Source organism: Agrobacterium sp. Azo12, from assembly GCF_029193765.2.
Lineage (GTDB): Bacteria > Pseudomonadota > Alphaproteobacteria > Rhizobiales > Rhizobiaceae > Agrobacterium.
This window is the reverse complement of the sequence record NZ_JARFYO020000001.1, coordinates 2,749,803-2,766,682: the sequence shown is the minus strand read 5'-3', so window position 1 is coordinate 2,766,682 and position 16,880 is coordinate 2,749,803. Positions and strand designations below refer to the sequence as shown.

Here is a 16,880-nt window from a genome sequence, read left to right as displayed (position 1 = left end):
GGCATCATCATGGCTGTCAGCTTCTGTCATTTGCTGAATGACACGATGCAGTCGCTTATCCCGGCGCTTTATCCCATGCTCAAGGACGGATATGCGCTCGACTTCACGCAGATCGGTCTACTTGGACTGGTGTTTCAGGTCACTGCGTCGCTGCTTCAGCCGTTGATCGGTATTTACACCGATAAACGTCCGCTGCCGTATTCACTGTCGGTCGGCATGGGCTTTTCGCTCATCGGCCTGTTGTTGATGGCCTATGCGCATTCCTATGCGGTCCTGCTGCTGGGAGCCGGTGTGTTGGGTCTGGGATCTGCGGTATTCCATCCGGAATCCTCGCGTGTTGCACGTCTTGCCTCAGGTGGCCGCCATGGTTTGGCGCAGTCACTGTTTCAGGTGGGCGGCAATTTTGGCTCGGCACTTGGACCGTTGCTTGCTGCATTCATCGTGCTGCCGCGTGGACAGGAAAGCGTTGCGTGGTTCTCTGCTGCGGCATTGGCTGGCATGATCATTCTGTTCCAGGTGGGCAGATGGTATTCGCAGCACCGTGTTGCCACCGCAAAGCGTATGGCTGCTGCACCAGCTATCGTGTTGCCCCGCGCAAAGGTCATGAAGGCCATTGCCGTTCTGGCACTGCTGGTATTGTCGAAGTACCTCTACATGACCAGCCTTTCGAGCTATTACACCTTCTACATGATCGAGCGTTTCGATGTGTCGGTGCAATATGCACAGATCCTGCTCTTCGTGTTCCTCGGCGCCGTCGCCATCGGTACGGTTGCTGGTGGACCAGTTGTTGACTGGTTCGGCACGAAGTTCGTGATCTGGTTCTCGATCCTTGGTGCGCTGCCGTTTACGCTGGTGCTCCCTTACGTCGGCTACAACACTACGATTGTCCTGACATTCATCATCGGTGTGATCATGGCATCGGCCTTCTCGGCAATCGTGGTGTTTGCACAGGAATTGGTGCCGGGCCGGGTTGGCATGATTGCCGGACTGTTCTTCGGTTTCGCTTTCGGTATTGGCGGTATCGGTGCCGCGGCACTTGGCGTGGTGGCTGACCACAAGGGCATCGTCTACGTCTACCAGGTGTGCTCGTTCCTGCCTCTGCTTGGATTGCTGACAGTGCTGCTGCCGGATATCGGCAAGGGTCGCAGACACAAGATCAAGGTCTGACGGCCTCCACGAAGACAAACGAAAAGGCGCGACACCTAATAAGTGTCGCGCCTTTTTTATGTCGTGAGAATGGTTGGAGGCCTTATTCGGCAAACTCCACAACCACGCCGGGCTTGACCATCTTGGCCAATTCGGTGGCATCCCAGTTGGTCAGGCGAATACAGCCGTGGCTGTTGGTCTTGCCGATCTTGGATGGCTCCGGTGTGCCATGAATGCCGTAGGTCGGTTTCGACAGGGCAATCCAGACGGTGCCAACCGGACCGTTCGGGCCTGGCGGGATCTGCAGGATCTGAGTGTTCTGACCCTGCTGGAAGTTGATTTTCGGGTTGTAGGTATAACCGGGGTTCAGCGCGATACGTTCAACGGTGTGAATGCCGCTTGGCGACGGTGTGTCAGAAGAACCGATGGTGGCCGGATAGGCAGCGACCAGCGTGCCGGTTTCGTCATAGGCGAATACCTGTTTGATGCCCTTGTGGGCGACGATGCGCGCAACCGAGCCGGCCTTCGGTTTGCCGGGATCGATGACCTTGATGATCGAGCCGGGCACCGTGAAGTCAATGCCGGGGTTCAGCTCTTTCAGATAGGTTTCATCCATGTGGAAACGTTCGGCCAGCGATTCCGTGACCGAGGTAAACGACATGGCAGGAAGCTGCGCCTTCTGGCTGTAGTCGTCAGGAATGGCTGCAACATATGGACCGGCAGCGTCGGCTGCGGTGATCGTGTAGTTGACAATGGCCATGCCACCGGACATGCGCAGGCGCTCCAGAATATCTTCCGAGTTGTTCGGGTCCAGTGTTTCTCCAGTCATGTCCTGCCAGGCCGAAATGGCCTTGGTGACGTTGGAACCCATCTTGCCGTCGATGACGCCGGGCGAGATGCCTTCACGGTCGAGGAATGTCTGAAGTGCGACAATTTCCTGGCGCGAACGATTGGTCGGTGCGGTAACCGGGGCGTGGCGCTCGATCAGGCGATCCGGCTGCGGAACGGCGGCTGTCGTGCTTTCGCCGGGCATTGGCTGCTCCAGCGGTGCGCTTTCAATGGCGCCAGGTGCGGGCACAGAACCAGTGTAGACGTCACGGTCTGTCCCATCATTACGATATTCGCGGTAATCACGAACGCTACCATTGTCGTAATAGCCGATATCGCGCTGTGAGTGGCCAGGTGCTGGCGGATAATATGTTTCGCGGGAAGGCTGCTGCCCGCGCAGAGCCTCCGGCGGCATTTCCGTGGCCAGCAGGTTGCCATAGCTATCATAGAAAACGGTGCGGCCCATTCGGTCGCGGCTGATGACGATGTCACTGCGTTGCGGAATGAAATCAAGCACGCGTCCATCCGGAGTCACCAGCAGTGGCTGTTCCTGAGTGGCATAGCGATAGCGGTCCTGCGCGTCAGCAAAACTGAACGGCAAGACGGACAAAGTGGTAACAGCCACGAAAAAAGTTGTTTTAAGAAACTGTTTCACGATTCCGCTTTTCCTCACTCTTTTCATCCACCTACACATCACAATATTGACCCTATTGTGAAAAAGATGAATTCGAAGTGAACGTTACGTTAATTTCATCATGTCTCAGTGCACGTTCACGGTAAAATATAGTTCAACTGCCAGTGAGAGGCCGCATGCGAGACATTCAACTAGGTAAATCGCCAGTTATTCATCTGGATGAAACGTCGGTTTTGGACATCGGTTCCTGCATTGTCGAGGGAATCAATATCGCACCGGGCAGGGCTATTCCTGATGATGGCGACCCGCGCATCGATCACTCTCTGGAAGGTTTCCTGTTCACCTGTGGCCCTGACCACATTCGCCATCCGCAGCCGATTGAAGGGGATGCCACAGGGCGCAAATATCCGCTGCATGGCTCGTTCTCGTCCCACCCGGCTGAGATAACCGCCTGGGACGTCGGCGAGAAAAGGGCAAGGATCGCAGCGGATATTCCGGTGCGGCTTGCCACTGGTGGCACGGCCTTGTTGCAGCGTGTCTGGACGATTGACGGGACAACCGGTGAAGTGGCGCTGGACGACACGATCACCAACACCAGTGATACTGTGCAACCGGTATTTCTGATGTACCACATGAATGTCGGGGCACGGCTGTTCGATGACAATGTGCGGCTCGAAGGCGACATGCTGGAGGATGGTGGCTTCAACTGGCGGTTTGGCGAGGAGCCGGGCAGCGTATTCTGTGTGCCAGCTACCGGCAATGCGGCATGGGCAACGCTTCGTCTGGGGCCGATTGCCTCGCTTGGCGGCAAGAGCCTGACAGTGCAGTTCCGCACCGATACTCTGCCTTATCTACAAATGTGGCGTAACCAGAAGGCGCCTGCCCATGTCCTTGGCATCGAGCCGGTTTCGCACCGCTGGGTCAGCCGTGAGGAGCTTGCCGCCAGTTGTGAGTTTAACATGTTGCAGCCGGGCGAAACGCGGTCATACGGTTTGCGTTTCCACATTGCCTGATGCGGTTTTAAACCCGGTGCTGGCATTTGCTTGTCGATTGACGCACCGGCCAATTCGCCTTACACCCTTGGCACTTCAATTTTAGAGGCGAAGGGCCGAAAGGCTTGCCGAGCCAAGGCATTTCAGGAGGATTTGAAGATGGATATCCGACGTATTGACGATGAATATTCAGTGACCGGGCAGATCAGCGTTGCCGATCTGGATCAGATCAAGGCGCTCGGCTTTAAATCCATCGTTTGCCACCGCCCAGACGGTGAAGAAGAGGGCCAGCCTCTGTTTGCCGATATTGCCGAGCGGGCGGAAGAACTGGGTCTGACCATTGCACATGTGCCGGTTGGTCGTAACGGTGTCGATGGTGAAGCTGTTGCCGGAATGGTGGATGCGCTTGACGAGTTGCAGCGTCCGATGCTGGGCTACTGCCGCTCTGGCGCGCGCTCGACTGCCATCTACGACAAGACCCACCATCTGCGCGGCTAAGTCGTTTTTGCACGTTGCCCGAAATGGGGCAGGAAATTTCATAAGCTTATAACAGGAGCATTTTCATGAGCATCAAGCGTATCGAACCCGGCAAGCGTATGAGCGGTGCAGTCGTTCACGGCAACACTGTTTATCTGGCTGGTCAGGTTGGTGAAGGTTCGTCGGTTGCCGAGCAGAGCAAGTCTGCACTGGCTGAAGTTGATCGTCTGCTGGCTGCTGCCGGTTCTGACAAATCCAAGATCCTTCAGACCATCATCTACCTCTCCGACATGTCGACCTTCGGTGAAATGAATGCTGTCTGGGAAGGCTGGATTGACCCGGCAAACCCGCCAGCACGCGCCACCAGCGAAGCTGCTCTGGCAACGCCTGACTACAAGGTTGAGTTCATCGTGACGGCAGCGCTCTAAGTCGCTGATCGCAACGAACAAACAGAAAAGGCCGGTCAGTGTCATGCTGACCGGCCTTTTTTTATGAGGTTGTCGAGGGCGCGCTCAGGGATTGTCATTGTTTGTGAATCCCTTGTCGCTGTTACTTCGAATCCTGATTCAACGCCTTTGCAAGTTGATTCAATGTTTCGACACGGTCCGCAAACCACAGCCGCGCCAGATCGGACGAGGCCGCAAGGCTGATACCTTCAGGATCAATCGAAGTGATTTTCCAGGTGCCGGCTTTTTTGCCGGCGAGCGACGCCAGCCGAGTGGCCTCACCCTTGATGGCGTTGAGGCGTTTGATCTCGTCGGCAGCGCCAGCCATCAGCGCGTCGGTCCCGGAGAGGTCGGTCCGCAGGTCTACAGGTGTAATGTTACTGGCATTGCGTGCTGGCCCGCCATTGATCTGTACGCCCTCAACCTGCAGCCGGAACAGCAACGTGTCGGGAAGTGACAGATAGAGCTTGGATTTCGGGTAACGGGCGAGATAGGCGGCTTTTGCCGTTTCAAATTCATCTGCCTGGATCAAGACGGCACGACCGACCAGTGTCAGGCGAGGTTCCGTCAGCGCATCACCTTTGCCAAACGGGGCAAGCGTCAGGGAAATGCGGTTATCGGCTTCGATGTTGCGGGCGTGAAGTGTCAGACGGGCTGCAAAAAAGAATGGCGTGCCGTCATGCTCAATCGCGATATTGGTGACGGTGGTGTAGGGATAACCGCTGACGGGATCGATGGTCGCCAGCGCCGCAAACCGGCAGGTATGAAGAACGGTTTTAGAAACTCGCACCGCTTCAAATGGAGCGCCGGCGCTGGGCTCGATCTTCATTCCTCTTGGGGTAATCACTGGGGACTGTGCTTCCGGCATGGCGCTTCCTGTTGGTTTATTTGACCGCAGGAATTGCACCATTCCGGAAACCTGTCCATGCCAAGTATCAGGTTTTTTCGCGAATTTGCGTCAGTGTGCGGGTCGGCGTGATGGCTTCCGCATCCAGCTTGATTTCGATGATTGCCGGTTTGCCGCTGGCGCGTGCGCGCTCGAACGCCGGTGCAAACTGATCGGTGGTTTCGACAAGTTCACCGTGACCGCCATAGGCCTTGGCAAAAGCCACGAAATCGGGATTGACGAGATCCGTGCCGCTGACGCGCCCGGGATATTCCCGCTCCTGATGCATGCGGATGGTGCCATAGGTGCCATTGTTGACCAGCAGCGTGATGATGGGCAGGCCGTAACGCACGGCCGTGATGAATTCCTGGCCATGCATCATGAAACAACCATCACCGGCAAAGCAGATGACCTCGCGCCCCGGGAAAAGATGTTTGGCGGCAACGGCAGCCGGCAGACCGTAACCCATCGAGCCGGATGTTGGCGCAGACTGGGTGTTGAAGCGCTGGAAGCGATGGAAACGGTGAAGCCATGTGGCGTAGTTGCCAGCGCCATTGGTGAAAATGGCATCCTTCGGGGTGTTTTCCTCAATCCATTCCATGATGGGTCCCATGTGGACCGAACCGGGGCCTGTCTTAGGTGGGGTCGACCACTTGAGATAGGTCGCATGCATGGCAACGGTGCGCTGTTCCCAGACGGGATGAGCAGGTGCCTCAAGCGTTGCAAGGGCTGCTACAAAGTCCTTCGGGCTGGCGCAGATGGCCAGATCCGGGCGGTAGACGCGACCGAGTTCATCCGGGTCCGGATAGACATGCACCAGCTTCTGCGCAGGATACGGGATATCAAGCAGCGTGTAGCCGGAGGACGGCATTTCGGAGAAACGTCCACCGAGCAGCACGATGAGGTCGGCTTCCTTGACCTCCTTGCCGAGTGCTGGATTAACGCCAATGCCGATGTCGCCGGCGTAAGATGGGTGCAGATGATCAAACAGCATCTGGCGGCGGAAAGAGCAGCCGACCGGCAGTTTGAACTTGTCAGCAAAAGCCTGGAACTGTGCCACGCTTTCTTCCGTCCAACGGGTGCCACCAAGAATGACCAGAGGACGTTTGGCTGCCTTCAGCATCGCGGCAAAGTCAGCAATCTGTGCTGCACCCGGATGGGCCTCGACCGAGGTCGATGGCTTCGCCTGCGGTGCGTCGAATTCCTCAACCAGCACATCCTCGGGCAGTGTTAGCACAACAGGGCCGGGACGGCCGGAGGTGGCAATGGCAAAGGCGCGGCTTACAAATTCGGGAATGCGCCTGACATCATCGATCTCGCCCACCCATTTGGCGAATTCGGTAAAAGCGCGACGATATTCGACTTCCTGAAAGGCTTCACGTTCACGCGCATCGCGCTGCACCTGGCCGATGAACAGGATCATCGGAATGGAATCCTGAATGGCGATATGCAGGCCGGCTGACGCGTTGGTGGCACCGGGGCCACGGGTTACCATGCAGATGCCGGGTTGGCCCGTCAGACGACCCCAGGTGTCGGCCATCATTGCTGCGCCACCTTCCTGACGGCAGACAATGGTCTCAATGCCGCTTTCATAGAGCGCATCGAGAACAGCGAGATAGCTTTCGCCGGGAACGCAGGAAACGCGTGTTACGCCATTGGCCTTCAGTGCCTCGACAATCAATTGTCCGCCGGTTCTTTTCATGGCGTCATGTTCCTTTCGATCTCTTCCAGTTCAGCCAGCACATCAGACTGATGTTCGCCGAGACGCGGGCTGGGGCGTTCGTATTGCAATGGTGTTTCGGACAGCACGATGGGGGTGCGGACACCGGGAATAGTGGTGCCGTCTGCAGCCTGCAGATCAACCCGCAAGCCGCGCGCCTCTACCTGCGGGTCGGCAAACATTTCCTCGATCGAGTTGATCGGGCCGGCTGGCACGGCATTGCTCTCGCAGGCAGTCAGCAGATCGCGCTTTTGCCACTTCAAGGTTTCGGTGGAGATGATGCGGCGGACATCTGCCTTGTGGGCGACGCGCGCCTTGTTGGTGGCGTAACGCTCGTCTGTGGCGATGTCGGCAAGCCCAAGAATTTTGCACAGGCGGCTGAACTGGCCATCATTGCCGACGGCCAGAATAAGGAAACCATCGGCTGTTGGTACCACCTCGTAAGGGGATATGTTGGGATGGGCATTACCAAGACGCACCGGAGGCTTGCCAGAAATGAGATAGTTCATGTTCTGGTTGGCCAGCACGGCCGACTGCACATCCAGCAGGGCCATGTCGATATGCTGGCCCTGTCCGGTGCGCATCGCGTGGATGAGGGCTGCCTGAATGGCGGTCACCGAATAGATGCCGGTGAAGATGTCGGCAACGGCAACGCCCGCCTTCATAGGCTGGCCATCCGGTTCACCGGTGATTGACATGAAACCTGACATGCCCTGCACGATGTAATCGTAACCGGCGAAATCCGCATAGGGGCCAGTTTGGCCGAAACCGGTAATTGAGCAATAGATCAGCTTCGGATTAAGCGCTTTCAGGCTTTGATAGTCCAGCCCATATTTGACAAGCCCGCCACGCTTGAAATTTTCGATGACCACATCTGCGGTTGCGATCAGACGGCGAACGAGATCGCAGCCTTCGACGGTACGCAGATCAGCGGTTATCGACCGTTTGCCGCGGTTGGTGGCATGATAATAGGCGGCCGAGAGATTGTCGCCATCAACACTTTCCACGAAGGGTGGTCCCCATGCGCGGGTATCATCACCACCATCGGGGTTTTCGATCTTGATGACATCGGCGCCCATATCCGCCAGCATCTGTCCCGCCCATGGCCCCGCCAGAACGCGGGCCAGTTCGATAACGCGGATGCCTTTAAGCGGCGGCTGTCTGTCATGTGTCTGCTGGGTCATGTCTAGGGTCATTATCTCATGGGGTCAGCGGTGTGGTCTCGACATTGGAGACTGGCTTTGAGGCAAAGCGGCGTTCCCGCCAGATGATGTAGAGGCCCGACGCTACGATGATGGCGATGCCAAGCCATTTAATGGCATCCGGGAAGTGGTTGAACACCAGCCAGCCGAAGATCGTCGCAGAAACGATTTCCAGATATTGCAGCGGCGCCAGCATCGAGGCCGGAGCTGCGCGATAGGCGTAAACGCCGAGAATGCCTGATAGAGTGGCTGAAACACCAACACCCAAGAGATAAAGCAGGATTGTGGTGTCGGCCGAGGTAAAGGCAATCCCGGGCATGCCAAGCATGTCACTGAACAACATTGGAAGGGCGCAGAACAGGAAACCCCACATGCCGGATTGAAGCTGCATGCTCCACGGATCTTCCTTCTGCGAACCGATGCGGGTCAGAATGGCGAAAATGGCAATGCAGAATGCCGAAAGAACCGGCAGAAGCGCAACGTAACCGACTTCGGCAAAACTGGGCTGAATGACCAGCAGCGCGCCGAAAAAGCCGACGGCGCAGGCGGTGTAACGCCGCCAGCCAATGGCTTCCTTCAGGATGATGCTGCTGAGAATGGTCAGAATGATTGGCTCAACGAAAAAGATGGCAATTGCATCTGCCACTTCCATGAATTCCAGCGTCGCAACGAAACTGATCATCGACAGGGCGAGGATGCCACCACGAACGATGTGAAAGCCGGTTGAGCGCCAGGACATCGAAAACAGATGCGGTCGCATGATGAGAAACGGCACGGCTGCAAGCGATTGGATCAGGAAACGCGCCGCGCTGATTTCAATCGCTGGAACGGTGGTGATGGCCAGCTTGGCGAAAATGTCGATGATCGGGGAAATCATCACGGCGGCAAACATCATGAACAGCCCGGTGGATACACTGCCGGATGCCAGAGCTGTCGCTTGAGTTGCTGTTTTTCCGCGGGCCATTTTCGATGTCATTTGTGTTTCTTTCAACGTGCGAATGCGCAACGGTGTCCTGACTATAGAACACCCTTTTTGAGGGAACGCATTCGATATTATCTCATGATGATATTCCGTTTCGGCACAGGAGCGGTCAGTCCTCGTCGACCTTTGTGCACCATGCCGCGAAATCGGCTGCGGGCACTTCCCAGCCTTTTTCATTCAATGTTTCGTGGCGCATGCCCTTGTAAATAATGTCCTTGATGTCAGTGAAGCCGGCATTTCGGAACTGACCGGCAAGCCAGACAATTTCCTTGCCGTCATTGGTGGCGGCATCCTCGTCTCCGCTGACCAGCAGGATAGGCATGTCTTTTGGTAATCGGCTGATCAGTTTTGGGCCACGATACGACATTTCAAACACGTCCTGCCAGAGAGAGACACTTGCCTCGAAACTGCAGAGCGGATCTTCGACATAGGCGTCGACAGCAGCCTTGTCGTGGCTCAGCCAGTCGGCTGTGGTGCGCTTTTCCGGCATACGGGCATTCCATGTCCGAAACGTTGCCTTAGGCAGAATACCGCTCGGCACATCCGAACCCTTCAGCCATTTCTCGATGCGAAGCACCACCTGGGCGGCACGGCCCGAAAGACCGGGGTTAAAGTTGGAGTTCCATATGGACAGGGCAGCAAAGGATTGCGGATGGCTGACGGCGGTGTTCAGTGCGACAAGTCCACCCATTGAATGTCCAAACAGGACAACCGGCAGGCCGGGATGACGCTCGCCAACCAGATTGCGCACAGCCATCACATCCTTGATCGCCTTGTCGACGCCATCTTTCCACGCAAAACGGCCAAGCGGCGCGTCATCGGCTTTTGTCCGCCCGTGGCCTCGGTGGTCATGGGCGTAAACTTCAAAACCCTGTTTTGCCATTACATCGGCAAAGCGGGCATAACGACCGGCATGTTCAACAAGGCCGTGGCAGATCATCAGCACGCCGCGCGCCTCGTTTTCAGCGGGCATGTGGCGATAGGCAACAGAGGCGCCAGACGGACTCTCAAGGCGGTTGATCTGTGAGAACATGGTTTGCCCTTTCGTTCAGAGCATCTTAGTGCTTTTGCAACTTTAGGTATTGCAAAATCAATGCTTCATCCTTTACGGATGTGAGGTTGATCTTGCAGGGTTTGGTTATGATATCCATTTCAGCCAATACAATGAAACCGTTACAGAAAAGCGGTCAATTACCCATCTTCCACGTATCCTTGCTGATTTATACCGTCGCCATGATCCTGATCTTCCTGAGCATGACCGAAGGTGTTGCTCAGGTGAGTGATGTTGACGACCGGATGCGAGAACTGCAAATCCGTCATTTGCTGTCGCCCAAAGGGCAATGGTTTGATTTTCAGTTGCCGTTCATCGCCATGCCGGAACCGTATTTCTCGCCGTGGTCGCGGCTGGTTGACTTGCCATATGTCATTGTAACTGCAAGTGCGGAAATGCTTTTCGCACCTGAAGTGGCCTTGAATATTGCGCTCTTCATCGTTCCACTTCTTCTGCTTGTGCCCTTCAGTTTTCTGGCGGCGTTGCTTTTGACGCGCATGGTGCCGCTCGAAACATTTTCTACGCGCATGCAGATCATTCTGATTGTTTGCATGGTGTGCTTTCTGGCAAGCGTAGTGCAGGAATTTTCGCCAGGTCGCATCGATCATCATAATGTGCAGATCCTGGCAATGATGATGCTTGCTTGCGGGTTGATGTTGTGGAGCTTCAATGGTGGTGTGCTGATCGGTTCCGGCGCCGCCATATCTCTGGTAACAGGCCTTGAAGTCTTGCCGCTTGTCGTGGTCGTCTGGGCGGGTCTTATACTTTCCTATCTTGTCGGTACTAAAGAGAGCAGGCGGGTGCTGCTTGGTGCCTGTATGGCAATGTTTATTGCCACCATTGTTTGTGCATTTGCGTTTCTTGGACCTGCCTCGATACGGTCGGTTCAGTGCGATGCGTTTTCGGCACCTTATATATTGCCGATGATTTTGGTGCCGCTGAGTATATGTGGCAGCCTCTATTTTACGCCGCGTGCTGCGCAGCAGTCTATCAAGGCGGCGGCTTTCATTGTCCCGCTGCTGATTATCGTTGCTGTTACGGCCTGTTTGTTTCCGCAATGCCTGCAAGGTCCATATGGGATGTTGGGGCCGCTGGAGCACGCGCTTTGGTTTGATCGCCTTTTGCAGGAGAAGAACTTCCTGCAGCTTTATAGTGTCGATACGAGTGGTGTCGTGCCTCTTCTTGGCGCGGTAACCGGACTTGTGTTTTTTGCACTTATTCCTGTCATCAGGAAAGGCTTTCAGCAGAATACCAAATATCTGATCCTCTACGCGGTCATGGCGTGTGCGCTTATTCTGGCGTTGTTGATGGCTCGTTATTTGAAATTCGCGCTGTTATTTATCCCGTTTTTCCTTTTCTTCTCCGTCCACTGGTGGCGGCAGGCGAGAGCAGACAGCGCCTCCATCCTGCCAGCGGTGTTTAGTTCTGCTGCAAGCGTGCTTGTTTTTGCAGGATCGCTTCTGATGTTCTCCAAAGGCGAATTTGCCTTTCATCCCACTGATTTAATGCAATATGACCAGTGCCAAGGGCAGGATATGTCAGTCTTGGCAACGCTTTCGCCGGGCCGTATCATCTCGCCGCAAGGATTGGCGATGCCACTCGCAGCAAGCATGCCGGATGGTTTTTCGATTGCATCGGCGCCGTTTCATCGCACAGCACCCGGTATGCGTCGGGTCTTTACGGCATTTCTCTCCAATGACGTGGAAGCCAGAAAACAGGCGCTTGCACCTTTTGACTATGTTGTCGTATGCCGCCTGGGATTTGAGCTGAGCGACAAGGACGCTGTGCTTTACACGGCGCTGGCAACAGGCCAAGACTGGCCAGGGCTGGAAAGAATTATCACAGACAACGCGTCCGACTTGCAGGTTTTCCGCATCGATCACAGCCGCTTACGATAGGATTTTGACGGGGCGTTGTATGTCGTTTGCATTTGCGACGTAGGATAATTCCCGTTTCGACATTGCCCCACACGGTCATTTCGCCTACATAGCGGCAAACCTCATTTCATGGCGCGGAGCATTCCTTTAATGGCACGTCAGTTCATTTATCATATGTCTGGTCTTAACAAGTCCTACGGGGCGAAGAAGATCCTCGAAAACGTTAACCTGTCGTTCTACCCGGATGCCAAGATTGGTATTCTCGGTCCAAACGGTGCCGGTAAATCTACCGTGCTGCGCATCATTGCCGGTCAGGACAAGGAATTTACCGGTGAAGCCTGGCTCGCCGAAGGCGCGACCGTTGGTTACCTGGAGCAGGAACCAAAGCTTGATCCTGCCAAGACCGCTTTTGAAAACGTCATGGAAGGCGTTGCCGATAAGAAGGCCGTTATCGATCGTTACAACGAATTGATGATGAATTACTCCGACGAAACTGCGGATGAGGGTGCCAAGCTTCAGGACATCATCGACAGCCAGAACCTGTGGGATCTGGAACAGCAGGTCGAAATGGCGATGGAAGCACTGCGCTGCCCGCCAAAGGACGCCAATGTTGAAACGCTGTCGGGTGGTGAGCGCCGTCGTATCGCGCTGTGCCGTCTGCTGCTGTCGCAGCCTGACCTGCTGTTGCTCGACGAACCGACCAACCATCTTGACGCCGAAACCATTGCATGGCTCGAAAAGCACCTGCGTGACTATCCGGGCGCCGTTATGATGATCACCCACGATCGCTACTTCCTTGACAACGTCACCGGCTGGATTCTCGAACTCGACCGTGGTCGTGGCATTCCTTACGAAGGCAACTACTCTGCCTACCTGCAGGCCAAAGCAAAGCGCATGCAGCAAGAATCCCGCGAAGAAGCTGGCCGCCAGAAGGCACTGTCGCGCGAACAGGAGTGGATTGCATCCAGCCCGAAAGCCCGTCAGGCCAAGTCGAAGGCCCGTATCAAGGCTTACGAACAGCTGGTGGATGCCGCTGAAAACATCCGTCCAGGCGACGCGCAGATCATCATTCCTGTCTCCGAGCGTCTTGGCCAGGTCGTTATCGAGCTGGAAGGCATCAACAAGGGCTTTGAAGGCCGCACGCTGATCAACGACCTGTCGATCAAGCTGCCACCGGGTGGTATCGTTGGTATCATCGGCCCGAACGGTGCCGGTAAGTCGACGCTGTTCAAGATGATCACCGGCCAGGAAAAGCCGGATGCCGGTTCGATCCGCGTCGGTGAAACGGTTCACCTTGGTTATGTTGACCAGAGCCGCGATGCGCTGGATGGCAACAAGACCGTTTGGGAAGAAATTTCCGGCGGTGCCGAAGTGATCAAGCTTGGCAAGTTCGACATGAACTCCAGAGCCTATTGCGGCGCGTTCAACTTCAAGGGCGGCGATCAGCAGCAGAAGGTTGGCAATCTCTCGGGTGGTCAGCGTAACCGCGTTCACCTTGCAAAGATGCTGAAGGCTGGCGGCAACGTGCTGTTGCTCGACGAACCGACCAACGACCTTGATACGGAAACACTCGGTGCGCTGGAAAGCGCGCTCGAAGCCTTCGCAGGCTGCGCCATCATCATCAGCCACGATCGCATGTTCCTTGACCGTCTGGCGACACACATCCTCGCTTTCGAGGGTGACGGTCATGTCGAATGGTTCGAAGGCAACTTCGAAGACTACGAAGAAGACAAGGTTCGTCGCCTTGGTCCTGACGCCCTCAATCCGGGCAGCCAGGCCTACAAGCGCCTGACACGCTAGGACCTGTCCAGATAACGGACGATTTCATGAAGCCTCTGCACGCTATGTGTGCAGAGGCTTTTATTTTGTGCGGCAAACCTTGCCGAATTATAAAGAAAATCTGACCTGCGACATTTGTGTGCAGCTTGATGATCGTCATTTTAAGCCATTGTTTTGACTTTTACTTTCAGTTTTTCTTAAGGTGGTTTCCGTAGATTTTTCTAGTGCATGATCGGCACAATTTTAGATGGCATGAGGCCATGCTTCAGGAGTGTCTCATGAGATTGGTCGATATTTCAATCAGCAAGCGGCTGTGGACCGCAGTCACCTTGCCCATGCTTGCTGCCGGTTATCTTGCCTATGCCCAGATATCAGATCGCTTGGTCATATATAATGACATGCAGCAGATCACGGTCGCCAGTGAACAGCTGAAAAAGCTGAGCGATATGGTGCACGCCCTACAAGTGGAGCGTGGCCTGACAGCGGGTTTTATCGGTTCAAAGGGCAATCAGAATGCGTCCCAGCTTGCTAGCGCCCGTTCGCAGACCGATGCAGCGGTCGGAGAGTTCCAGACGGTGTCGCAGGAACTGGCGAAAGCGGTTGATTTTGATCTGGCCGGTCCCAAGCAATCAATCAGCAGCAGCATTGGAGAAATTGCCACGCTGCGCCGGTCGGTCGACAGCCTGTCTGCAACCGGTGCCCAATCGTTCAGCTTCTATACCGGGGCCGTGGGCAAGATTGTCGGTCTTTCCGGCAATATCGCCGCTACTGCGCAAGACGCTGGCATTGCCCAGCAGATGTCTGGTTACGTGCAACTGATGGAGGCCAAGGAAATTGCCGGTCAGGAACGTGCAATTGGCAATGGTTTTATTACAGCAAAACGAGTGGACCCAAGCCGCTTCGCAGAGTTTGCAGCCATGGCCGGCGGTCAGACCGCGCTCCTCAATTCTTCGCTGTCGGTTCTGGATGAAAACCAGCGCAGCAAATATCAGGCGATGATTGCCGACGTTTCCCAAGACGTTGTCGCGATCCGCACGCTTATTCTTGCCAATGGCGAAAATGCCGAGCTGGGCAATCTCGACAGCGGCAAATGGTTCACTGTTTCCACCAAACGTATTGAAACGCTCAAACAGATCGAAAATGAGGATTTGCAGCGCATCGCGGCATTGGCGCAGGCGCATGCCGAGGGTGCTTTCAGCAATCTTGTTGTGATTGCCGTGCTTTGCCTTATCGGCGGCCTCATCATGGTGGTGTTTTCCGGCCTGATGGCGATGACGGTTGTGCGGCCCATTGCACGCATGGTTCAGATCATGGGGCGCTTGGCGCATGGCGATATCGACAACAATGATGTCGCCACCGGCCGCAAGGACGAAATCGGCGACATGGAACAGGCCGTTGAGGTGTTCCGTCAGGCCGCTATTCGTAATCGTGAACTGGAAGCGGCAGAGGAAGAGGCAAGAGGCCGCGCAGCGCGCGAGCGGCTGGAAATGCAACGGGTTGCGGAGGCAGAAGCAGAGGCGCGGCTGGTTGAGGCCACAAGCACCTTTGCCAGCAGCATGAAACGTCTGGCCGCTGGTGATCTGCTGTGCGAGTTGCACGAACCACTGTCCTCGCAGTTTGAAGCATTGCGGCAGGACTTCAACAGTTCGGTTCGTCAGTTGCGTGAGACGCTTGCAAGTGTTGGTCATTCCGTATCCACGGTGACTGGTGGATCGAAGGAGGTTTCGTCTGCGTCTGATGATCTCTCACGTCGTACCGAGCAGCAGGCCGCGTCACTTGAGGAAACCGCTGCAGCGCTGGAACAGATCACCGCCAATGTGACTTCAACATCCAGACGGGCAGGCGAGGCGCGTGATGTGGTGCGTAACGCCCGTAATCGTGCCGATAACTCCGGCAATGTCGTGCGCAACGCCGTTTCTGCCATGGAGAAGATTGAAAACTCCTCCAAGCAGATCAGCCAGATCATCGGTGTTATCGATGAGATCGCCTTCCAGACCAATCTGCTGGCCCTGAATGCCGGTGTCGAGGCCGCCCGTGCGGGTGAGGCAGGCAAAGGCTTTGCTGTCGTTGCACAGGAGGTGCGTGAACTGGCGCAGCGTTCTGCCAACGCCGCCAAGGAAATCAAATCACTGATCGGTAATTCTGAAATTGCCGTTAGCGAAGGTGTGCGCCTCGTCAACGATACCGGTACAGGTCTGGCTGAAATTGCCGGTCTGGTTCAGTCGATCAATGTCCATATGGAAGCCATTGCGACCGCAGCACATGAACAGTCCGCTGGACTGGCGCAGGTCAATACGGCCGTCAATCACATGGATCAGTCGACGCAGCAGAATGCGGCGATGGTGGAGGAGATGAATGCGGCTGGTGCAGCGCTTGCGCAAGAAAGCGTCAATCTGAACTCACTGCTGTCGCAGTTCCAGCTTGGCCAGCAGGTTGGGCAGTTGCAGGCGGCGGCGGATGTCATGCGTCGTGTGGCAGCACCTGTGCCGACGGCTTCACGACAGGCGCCGGTTCGCCGTTCTGCTGCGGGTGCGCATGGCAATGCGGCCGTTGCCGAGGATTGGACCGAGTTCTGATCTCATAGGCCAATGGCAGAGGGCTGACCTTCAGCCTGACTTCGATACAAGCGGCCGCATAAGGGGAAGCCTTTTGCGGCCGCGATCAAATTGCACTCTGTTTTATCGTTTAGTTACGGCCTTGGTCTTGAGTGCCGCACACCGGGTTTCCTCCAGACGGGAAACAGGCTAAAAGCATCCTATGAAATCTGCACCGTGTACCATCTGCATAGTGCTCCCGCGCATCTGACGTGAGGGGCTGTGGCGACAAGACCTCTGGTCTTTCGCAAGGATGCCGTGTGCCT

General features: G+C 55.7%; 13 protein-coding genes. 7 read left to right on the top strand and 6 right to left on the bottom strand.

Annotated features, from left to right (window positions below):
- Positions 1-9: 9 nt before the first annotated feature.
- Positions 10-1,167 carry an MFS transporter gene (locus PYL13_RS13255; RefSeq protein WP_250982387.1) on the top strand — a complete coding sequence of 386 codons (1,158 nt, stop codon included), beginning with the start codon at positions 10-12 and terminating at the stop codon, positions 1,165-1,167.
- An 82-nt stretch (positions 1,168-1,249) separates the two neighbouring features.
- Here PYL13_RS13255 and PYL13_RS13250 read toward each other — a convergent pair whose 3' ends face one another.
- Entirely contained in the window at positions 1,250-2,629 is a 1,380-nt protein-coding gene (locus PYL13_RS13250) for a L,D-transpeptidase family protein (RefSeq protein WP_441296641.1), read from the bottom strand.
- Between the two features lie 155 nt (positions 2,630-2,784).
- On the opposite strand from PYL13_RS13250, the gene PYL13_RS13245 reads away from it, so the two are divergent.
- From PYL13_RS13245 to PYL13_RS13235, 3 genes are all read left to right on the top strand, one after another.
- Positions 2,785-3,621, top strand: coding sequence for an aldose 1-epimerase family protein (locus PYL13_RS13245; RefSeq protein ID WP_275641644.1), 837 nt, complete (start codon positions 2,785-2,787; stop codon positions 3,619-3,621).
- Positions 3,622-3,759: 138 nt separating this feature from the next.
- The gene (locus PYL13_RS13240) at positions 3,760-4,098 is read left to right on the top strand and encodes a TIGR01244 family sulfur transferase (protein ID WP_192488486.1); all 339 of its coding nucleotides are present in this window, start codon (positions 3,760-3,762) and stop codon (positions 4,096-4,098) included.
- A gap of 65 nt (positions 4,099-4,163) precedes the next feature.
- On the top strand, positions 4,164-4,505 hold the full coding sequence (locus PYL13_RS13235; protein ID WP_192488487.1) for a RidA family protein: 342 nt from the start codon (positions 4,164-4,166) through the stop codon (positions 4,503-4,505).
- Between the two features lie 121 nt (positions 4,506-4,626).
- Here PYL13_RS13235 and PYL13_RS13230 read toward each other — a convergent pair whose 3' ends face one another.
- The 5 genes from PYL13_RS13230 to PYL13_RS13210 form a co-directional block, all read right to left on the bottom strand.
- On the bottom strand, positions 4,627-5,391 hold the full coding sequence (locus tag PYL13_RS13230) for a HugZ family pyridoxamine 5'-phosphate oxidase (RefSeq protein ID WP_275641643.1): 765 nt from the start codon (positions 5,389-5,391) through the stop codon (positions 4,627-4,629).
- Between the two features lie 67 nt (positions 5,392-5,458).
- Positions 5,459-7,111 (bottom strand): thiamine pyrophosphate-binding protein, encoded by a 1,653-nt coding sequence (locus tag PYL13_RS13225; RefSeq protein WP_275641642.1) that lies wholly within the window; start codon positions 7,109-7,111, stop codon positions 5,459-5,461.
- The gene (locus PYL13_RS13220; RefSeq protein WP_275641641.1) at positions 7,108-8,313 is read right to left on the bottom strand and encodes a CaiB/BaiF CoA transferase family protein; all 1,206 of its coding nucleotides are present in this window, start codon (positions 8,311-8,313) and stop codon (positions 7,108-7,110) included. The genes PYL13_RS13225 and PYL13_RS13220 overlap by 4 nt, the downstream gene beginning before the upstream one ends.
- Positions 8,314-8,329: 16 nt before the next feature.
- On the bottom strand, positions 8,330-9,307 hold the full coding sequence (locus PYL13_RS13215; RefSeq protein ID WP_275641640.1) for a DMT family transporter: 978 nt from the start codon (positions 9,305-9,307) through the stop codon (positions 8,330-8,332).
- A gap of 115 nt (positions 9,308-9,422) precedes the next feature.
- Positions 9,423-10,346: an alpha/beta hydrolase gene (locus tag PYL13_RS13210; RefSeq protein ID WP_275641639.1), complete on the bottom strand. Its 924-nt coding sequence runs from the start codon at positions 10,344-10,346 to the stop codon at positions 9,423-9,425.
- A gap of 107 nt (positions 10,347-10,453) precedes the next feature.
- Here PYL13_RS13210 and PYL13_RS13205 point away from each other — a divergent pair, with 107 nt between their 5' ends.
- From PYL13_RS13205 to PYL13_RS13195, 3 genes are all read left to right on the top strand, one after another.
- Positions 10,454-12,262 (top strand): hypothetical protein, encoded by a 1,809-nt coding sequence (locus tag PYL13_RS13205; protein ID WP_275641638.1) that lies wholly within the window; start codon positions 10,454-10,456, stop codon positions 12,260-12,262.
- 129 nt (positions 12,263-12,391) lie between these two features.
- The gene (ettA, locus tag PYL13_RS13200) at positions 12,392-14,041 is read left to right on the top strand and encodes an energy-dependent translational throttle protein EttA (protein WP_192488491.1); all 1,650 of its coding nucleotides are present in this window, start codon (positions 12,392-12,394) and stop codon (positions 14,039-14,041) included.
- 257 nt (positions 14,042-14,298) lie between these two features.
- Positions 14,299-16,596, top strand: coding sequence for a methyl-accepting chemotaxis protein (locus PYL13_RS13195; RefSeq protein WP_275641637.1), 2,298 nt, complete (start codon positions 14,299-14,301; stop codon positions 16,594-16,596).
- The last annotated feature ends 284 nt before the right edge of the window (positions 16,597-16,880 follow it).

What these genes read in the sequence shown, in the direction of transcription:
- PYL13_RS13255 (WP_250982387.1), top strand. Translation starts at nt 10, where the DNA reads ATGGCTGTCAGCTTCTGTCATTTGCTGAATGACACGATGCAGTCGCTT.
- PYL13_RS13245 (WP_275641644.1), top strand. Translation starts at nt 2,785, where the DNA reads ATGCGAGACATTCAACTAGGTAAATCGCCAGTTATTCATCTGGATGAA.
- PYL13_RS13240 (WP_192488486.1), top strand. Translation starts at nt 3,760, where the DNA reads ATGGATATCCGACGTATTGACGATGAATATTCAGTGACCGGGCAGATC.
- PYL13_RS13235 (WP_192488487.1), top strand. Translation starts at nt 4,164, where the DNA reads ATGAGCATCAAGCGTATCGAACCCGGCAAGCGTATGAGCGGTGCAGTC.
- PYL13_RS13230 (WP_275641643.1), bottom strand. Translation starts at nt 5,391, where the DNA reads ATGCCGGAAGCACAGTCCCCAGTGATTACCCCAAGAGGAATGAAGATC.
- PYL13_RS13225 (WP_275641642.1), bottom strand. Translation starts at nt 7,111, where the DNA reads ATGAAAAGAACCGGCGGACAATTGATTGTCGAGGCACTGAAGGCCAAT.
- PYL13_RS13220 (WP_275641641.1), bottom strand. Translation starts at nt 8,313, where the DNA reads ATGACCCAGCAGACACATGACAGACAGCCGCCGCTTAAAGGCATCCGC.
- PYL13_RS13215 (WP_275641640.1), bottom strand. Translation starts at nt 9,307, where the DNA reads ATGACATCGAAAATGGCCCGCGGAAAAACAGCAACTCAAGCGACAGCT.
- PYL13_RS13210 (WP_275641639.1), bottom strand. Translation starts at nt 10,346, where the DNA reads ATGTTCTCACAGATCAACCGCCTTGAGAGTCCGTCTGGCGCCTCTGTT.
- PYL13_RS13205 (WP_275641638.1), top strand. Translation starts at nt 10,454, where the DNA reads ATGATATCCATTTCAGCCAATACAATGAAACCGTTACAGAAAAGCGGT.
- ettA (WP_192488491.1), top strand. Translation starts at nt 12,392, where the DNA reads ATGGCACGTCAGTTCATTTATCATATGTCTGGTCTTAACAAGTCCTAC.
- PYL13_RS13195 (WP_275641637.1), top strand. Translation starts at nt 14,299, where the DNA reads ATGAGATTGGTCGATATTTCAATCAGCAAGCGGCTGTGGACCGCAGTC.